This is a genomic window from Flavobacterium sp. (genome assembly GCF_044368995.1).
Classification (GTDB): domain Bacteria; phylum Bacteroidota; class Bacteroidia; order Flavobacteriales; family Flavobacteriaceae; genus Flavobacterium.
In genome coordinates, this window is the sequence record NZ_JBIPMS010000099.1 from 1 (window position 1) to 6,294 (window position 6,294).

General features: G+C 32.4%; 4 protein-coding genes. 2 read left to right on the forward strand and 2 right to left on the reverse strand.

From position 1 onward, the window contains the following. Window positions 1–120: 120 nt before the first annotated feature. Together rseP and ACIQ2I_RS07230 are read right to left on the reverse strand one after the other, a co-directional pair. A complete protein-coding gene (rseP, locus tag ACIQ2I_RS07225; protein ID WP_396181754.1) occupies window positions 121–1,449 on the reverse strand; it encodes an RIP metalloprotease RseP in 1,329 nt (442 codons plus the stop codon). A gap of 74 nt (window positions 1,450–1,523) precedes the next feature. Continuing rightward, window positions 1,524–3,473 (reverse strand): M1 family aminopeptidase, encoded by a 1,950-nt coding sequence (locus tag ACIQ2I_RS07230; protein WP_396181755.1) that lies wholly within the window; start codon window positions 3,471–3,473, stop codon window positions 1,524–1,526. Window positions 3,474–3,600: 127 nt separating this feature from the next. Between ACIQ2I_RS07230 and serS the strand changes: the two genes are divergently transcribed. Together serS and ACIQ2I_RS07240 are read left to right on the forward strand one after the other, a co-directional pair. Continuing rightward, window positions 3,601–4,872, forward strand: a complete 1,272-nt coding sequence (serS, locus tag ACIQ2I_RS07235) for a serine--tRNA ligase (protein WP_396181756.1) — start codon at window positions 3,601–3,603, stop codon at window positions 4,870–4,872. Window positions 4,873–4,937: 65 nt separating this feature from the next. Further along, the coding region (locus ACIQ2I_RS07240; RefSeq protein ID WP_396181757.1) for a tetratricopeptide repeat protein at window positions 4,938–6,294 on the forward strand (1,357 nt) is incomplete at its 3' end.

Here is a 6,294-nt window from a genome sequence, read left to right on the forward strand (position 1 = left end):
CTGATTAACAGTCAGATGCTCTAACCAACTGAGCTAAGAAGGAAGTTGCTGCTTTATTTGAGCGAGTGCAAATATAATTAATTTTTTATTTTATCAAAAATATTTAAATACTTTTTTATTTTAATTTGCTAATTTGTCTAAAATCAACTGATAAATGTCTTTTCCAAACGTTAACGCCATTAATGTAAGTAGAAAAATCATCCCCCCAGTTTGCACGTAACCCGCTGCTTTGTCTGATAATTTTTTACCCGTAACCATTTCTACAATGGTAAATAAGGCATGGCCGCCATCTAACCCTGGAATGGGTAATAAGTTCATAAAAGCCAAACCAATTGAAAACAAAGCGGTGAAATTCCAAATAAATTCCCAATCCCATGAATCTGGTAATTGACGCGCAATTCCAATTGGACTTTTAACTTGTTTGTAAGCACCCGTAGCTGGTTTTAATATCAGTTTAAACTGTTTCACATTATAAACTAACAGTTGGTACGATTCATTTACTGCGGCTGAAATTGACTCGCCAAAAGAAAGTTTATTAGTAATTTGAAAATCAAATTTATCTTTGGTTTTTGTAATAAATCCTAATTTGCCTTCTGAACTTACTTTGGCTCTTATATTTACTAGGTTCGAATTTCTATTTACAACAATAGTTATAGAATCGTTTTTTAATTTTTTAATATCCTCTGAAAAAACATCATAAAAACTAAATTTTTTACCGTTAACAGACTGAATTATATCGCCTTTTAAAAGTTTCGCTTTCGCTGCTTCTGATTTTGGTATTACCGAATCTATATAAATACTTGAAATTCTTGGTTGTATAAAGTTTTTGCCTTCGCTTCCTAGAATTTCTCCCTTTTGTTCATCCGTTAAATTTAATTTTACTTCGGTTCCGTTTCTATCTATAATTACTTCATCGCTCAATAAAACATCAATTACTGCCCAATTAAATTTGGGTTGCAATTTACCATCAATTGAAACAATTTTATCGCCATTTTTAAATCCTACACTTTGTCCAACTTCTCCAAAAGCCAATCCGTTTTTCTGAATTTTCTCTGTAGAAATATATTTTTGGCCAACTGTAGAAAACATCATCGTATAAATAAGCCAAGCAAGTAAAATATTTACAATAATTCCGCCTAACATCACAATTAAACGTTGCCAAGCTGGTTTAGAACGAAATTCCCAAGGTTGTGGTTCTTGCTTCATTTGGTCTTCATCCATGCTTTCGTCTATCATTCCAGAAATTTTTACATAACCACCTAACGGCAACCATCCAATTCCCCATTCGGTTTCACCGATTTTCTTTTTAAATAATGAAAAACCGACATCCATAAACAAATAGAACTTTTCTACTCGCATTTTGAACATCTTTGCCGTTATATAATGACCAAATTCGTGAAGAATTACTAAAACCGATAATATAAAAAGTATTTGTGCTACTTGAATCATTGTAATTTTGATTTGTATTTAAAAGGCAAAAGTAAGGTTTTCGCCTTACTTTTTAATATTATTTTATGGTTACCCTATTTTTTTATGAAATTTTTGTGAAATAGGCCTTCTGACGTTTCAATTTTTAAAAAATGAACCCCACATGAAAGTCCTGAAATATCAAGAACGTTTTTGAAATCTGTTTTCAAAAGTTGTCCTAAATTATTATAAATTTCTACTTTATATAACGTTACATTATTAGGAAATTGGATAGTTAATTCGTTTTCTGACGGAACTGGATAAATAGAAATCGCAGAGTTCATGTCAAAATTTTCAGTACCTAAAGTAGCCGTATTATTTTTGGAAATAATATGCCTATTCGGGTCAAAAGCAACCCCCGTTACTACAAACGGAACCGAAACAATAAATTCTTGAGCGTTATTGGTATTGTTTACCACAACGTCTAAAACATCTGAGCCGCTTCCTGATAATCTAATTTCTAAAGGCATTTCAAAAAAAGAAACACTCGAGTGGGATTGTGTTTGATTTACAATAATTTTTACTTGTCCTGCACCCCAATTTTGAGCCGTAATAGCATAGGTAGGATAACCTTGATTATACAACCAATCGTCAAAAAATTCCGTTAAACTATTGCCGTTATCTGCTGCTTCTAAATGCGATTTTAAATCCGCTGTAACAGCATATCCATATGCTAAAGCTGGATCAGCTAAATAACTTTTTAAAGCTTGAAAAAATTTCACATCTCCTAATTTCCATCGCAACATGTGCGTAATCATTGACCCTTTATTATAAGTCAATCTTGAGCTAAAAATTGTATTTACACTTAATGCGCCAGCATCAGATAAATAAGTAGCGCCAGAAGTTGAATTAGTAATAGCATAAGGATTTCCAGCTCCACTTATTTTATAATTTTTCCATGCAACAAATGCAGCAGCGCCATCTAAATATTCATAAACTAGACCAGACATGTATTCTGTTAATCCTTCGTTTAGCCAAATGTCTTTCCAAGTACCACATGTAATTTTATCTCCAAACCATTGGTGGGCCATCTCATGTGCAATTAAATCTCTTCCAAAACTTCCCATTGAGGAAACTGTGGTGTGTTCCATTCCGCCACCCCAACCAAACTGTGCATGACCATATTTTTCATTTCTAAACGGATAAGGTTCTAATAAACTTTCAAATAAATTCATAATTCCGGGAGTTACTCCCAGTTGATTTTGAATTGTAGTTGTATTAGATTCTGGATACAAATAATTAATTATTGGAAAAAAAGGTGAAGCTAAAGTTCCTAAACCTGCTTGTTGATTGTACACAACATAATTGGTTACGTTTAATACAATTAAATAGGCCGGAATTGGGTATAAATGTTTAAAATGTGTGGTGGCATTAGCACCTGTTACAATTCTACTTTGCTCTAACCCGTTAGATACACTATAGAAAGCGATAGGTGCCGTAATATACATATCAAAACTGTTGATTTTATCATTTAAATCTTGTTTACATGGCCACCAATCTCTAGCGCCAAAAGGTTCAGAAAGGGTATAAATTACTGGCGTTCCTAAGTGAGTACCTCTTGTAAAAGCACCTTGAGTAGTTGGCGGAATACCCGCATAAGTAATTATTACTGAAGCACTAGTTCCGGTTGTAATTGGACTTAAAAAATTAATGTTCAATTCGTAATTACTTTGCGAAAAAGATAAACTCATAGTGTTCATGGTTACAGAACTCACTACTAACTGAGTAGCCATATCAAATGTGATCGTGTTCATGTTTGTCAAAGCAGTAAAAGTGGTTTTTACTACACCACTAATAGCGGCTGGCGAATTGTTAGGATTCACCGTAAAACGCAATTCATGATAAGTGATATCATAATTTTGTGTGTTCGGATTGACTTGAACATTCATCGTGGAAGCTGCCGATTTGGATTCGGACAGCACCATATTATCAAATTCAGATTCTGCAGATTGTGAAAAACAGAAAGTAGTAGATAAAACAACAAAGATTTGGGTGATTTTTTTCATTATTGTAAATTAAAACACGAAACTAGGTATTTTTTTTTAATTTTTAAACATAGTTTACATTTGTATCCGTTCTTTTCTAAAAAATTTACAACAATTTCTTACATTTGTTTTCCAAAAACAAACAAACATGTTACAAGTACATTTTATTAGAGAAAACAAAGAAGAAGTAATTACGCGTTTGGCTAAAAAAAACTTTGATGCTACTGCCGTTGTGGAACTAGTTATTGAATTAGACGAAAAACGTAGAAATACGCAAGTAGAATTAGACAATTTGTTAGCAGAATCTAATAAATTATCCAAAGATATTGGCGAAATGATGAAAAATGGCGAAAAAGCCAAAGCCGAAATTTTAAAGGAAAAAACCACTCAAATTAGAGAAAATTCAAAACAATTAAACGAAAGTTTAAATGCAATTGCCAGTCAATTACAAGACGAATTATATAAATTACCTAATTTGCCTGCAGAAATTGTTCCTTTTGGAAAAACACCTGAAGAAAATATAAACGTTTTTGAAGAGGGAGACATTCCAAAATTACATGATGGCGCTTTGCCTCATTGGGAATTAGCGAAAAAATATAACATTATCGATTTTGAATTAGGCGTAAAAATTGCTGGTGCAGGTTTTCCAGTTTACATAGGAAAAGGTGCCAAATTACAACGGGCTTTAATTTCCTATTTCTTAGATAAAAATACAGATGCGGGTTACACGGAATACCAAGTGCCTCATTTAGTAAACGAAGCATCTGCTTATGCAACGGGACAATTACCAGACAAAGACGGCCAAATGTATCACGATGCAACAGATAATTTGTATTTAATTCCAACTGCAGAAGTACCCGTAACAAATATTTTTAGAGATGATTTAATTTCAGAAAACGATTTGCCTATTTTATGTACAGGTTATACGCCTTGTTTCCGAAGAGAAGCAGGTTCGTATGGTGCTCATGTTCGTGGATTAAATCGTTTACACCAATTTGATAAAGTAGAAATTGTACGAATTGAAAAACCAGAAAATTCTTATGCCGCTTTAGACGGAATGGTAGAGCACGTAAAAGAAATATTACAAGAATTAAAATTACCTTACCGAATTTTACGATTATGTGGTGGTGATATGAGTTTTGCATCAGCGCTAACCTATGATTTTGAAGTCTTTTCAACCGCACAAGATCGTTGGTTAGAAATTTCTTCTGTTTCTAATTTTGAAACCTTCCAGGCAAACAGATTAAAATTAAGATATAAAGATGCGAGTGGTAAAAACCAATTGGCACATACTTTAAACGGAAGTTCACTAGCATTACCTCGCGTTTTAGCTGGAATTTTAGAAAATTATCAAACTCCTGAAGGCATTCTAATTCCGGAAGTATTAAGAAAATATGCCGGATTTGATATTATAAACTAATCTTAAATCTTTACTAATAATGCACTGAGTTAACCGTTTTTTGTTACTTTAGTGCATTCTTTTTTATGAATAAAATTTATACCATCATATTGTCCTTTTTCTCGTTAATTGTTGTCTCTCAAAACGAACAATTGGCACAAAATTATATTGATAAAGGCGAATTTGATAAAGCGGCATCTTTGTATGAAGAATTGGATAAAAAACAACCTAATAATTTCTATTTTTCTCAAAAATTAGTGAGTTGTTACCAAGGTTTAAAACAATTTGATAAAGCAGAAAAATTACTTTTAAATAAAAAAGAAGCAAGCAATCAGCCAATTATTTTTGTTGAATTAGGTTACAATTCACAACTGCAAAAAGATACAAATAAAGGAGAAACCTATTACAAAAAAGCCGTTGAAGCGGTGGCAAATCAACCTAATTACGCCTATCAAATTGGTCAAGCTTTTGAGCAAAAATCGTTATTACTTCAGGCATACAATACTTATGAAATAGCACAAAAAACAAATTCAAGTATGAATTTCGATTACCAAATGGCGCTGCTTCAGGGTCAAATGGGAAATTTAGATGTTATGGTAGTAAAATTATTAGATTACGCCTATGCCAATATAAATTCGACGTTGAGTGTACAAAATCAATTGGTTTTTTTTATGCAAGATGATGCAGAAAATGTGTTTGCCAATTCGCTAAAAAAAGAACTTTTACTTCGCACACAGAAAACGCAAGACATTTATTGGAATCAGTTTTTAAGTTGGTTATATGTAAATCAGAAAGAATACAACAAAGCCTTTATTCAAGAAAAATCGATTTATAAAAGAAATCCAGAATCGTTTGATGATATTATTCAACTCGCACAAATTTGTGTAAACGAGAACGAGAACGAAACGGCTCAAGCTATTTTTCAATTTATTTTACAAAACACAACAGACGAATCTACTCTTTTAAATGCGCAATATTTTCTGTTGAAAAATGAAATTTCAACTGCAAAGCCCGAAACTTATCCAATAATTCAAAGTAAATTTGATGCACTATTGAGTCAGTTTGGCGAATCTCCTTTTTCGGTAGATATTCGAATTTTAGCCGCGCATTTTAAAGCGTTTTATTTAAATGATTTTGAAAACGCAAAATTACTTTTGGATACAACCATGGAAATACCTTTAAATGTTCGTCAGAAAGCGAAAGTCAAAATGGAACTGGCTGATGTTTTTGTGTTTAACGAAAAGTTCAACCAAGCGATAATTTATTATGCACAAATTCAAAACGACTTGCCTAACGATGAGTTTTCACACGAAGCTAGTATGCGAATGGCAAAAACCAGTTTCTTTAAAAAAGATTTCAATTGGGCAAAAAAACAAGCTAGCGAATTAAAACAAGCTTCAAGTCAATTAATTGCTAATGATGCGGTAGAATTGTTTTTATTAA

Coding starts and splice junctions, on each gene's coding strand:
- rseP (WP_396181754.1), bottom strand. CDS start 1,449: ATGATTCAAGTAGCACAAATACTTTTTATATTATCGGTTTTAGTAATT.
- ACIQ2I_RS07230 (WP_396181755.1), bottom strand. CDS start 3,473: ATGAAAAAAATCACCCAAATCTTTGTTGTTTTATCTACTACTTTCTGT.
- serS (WP_396181756.1), top strand. CDS start 3,601: ATGTTACAAGTACATTTTATTAGAGAAAACAAAGAAGAAGTAATTACG.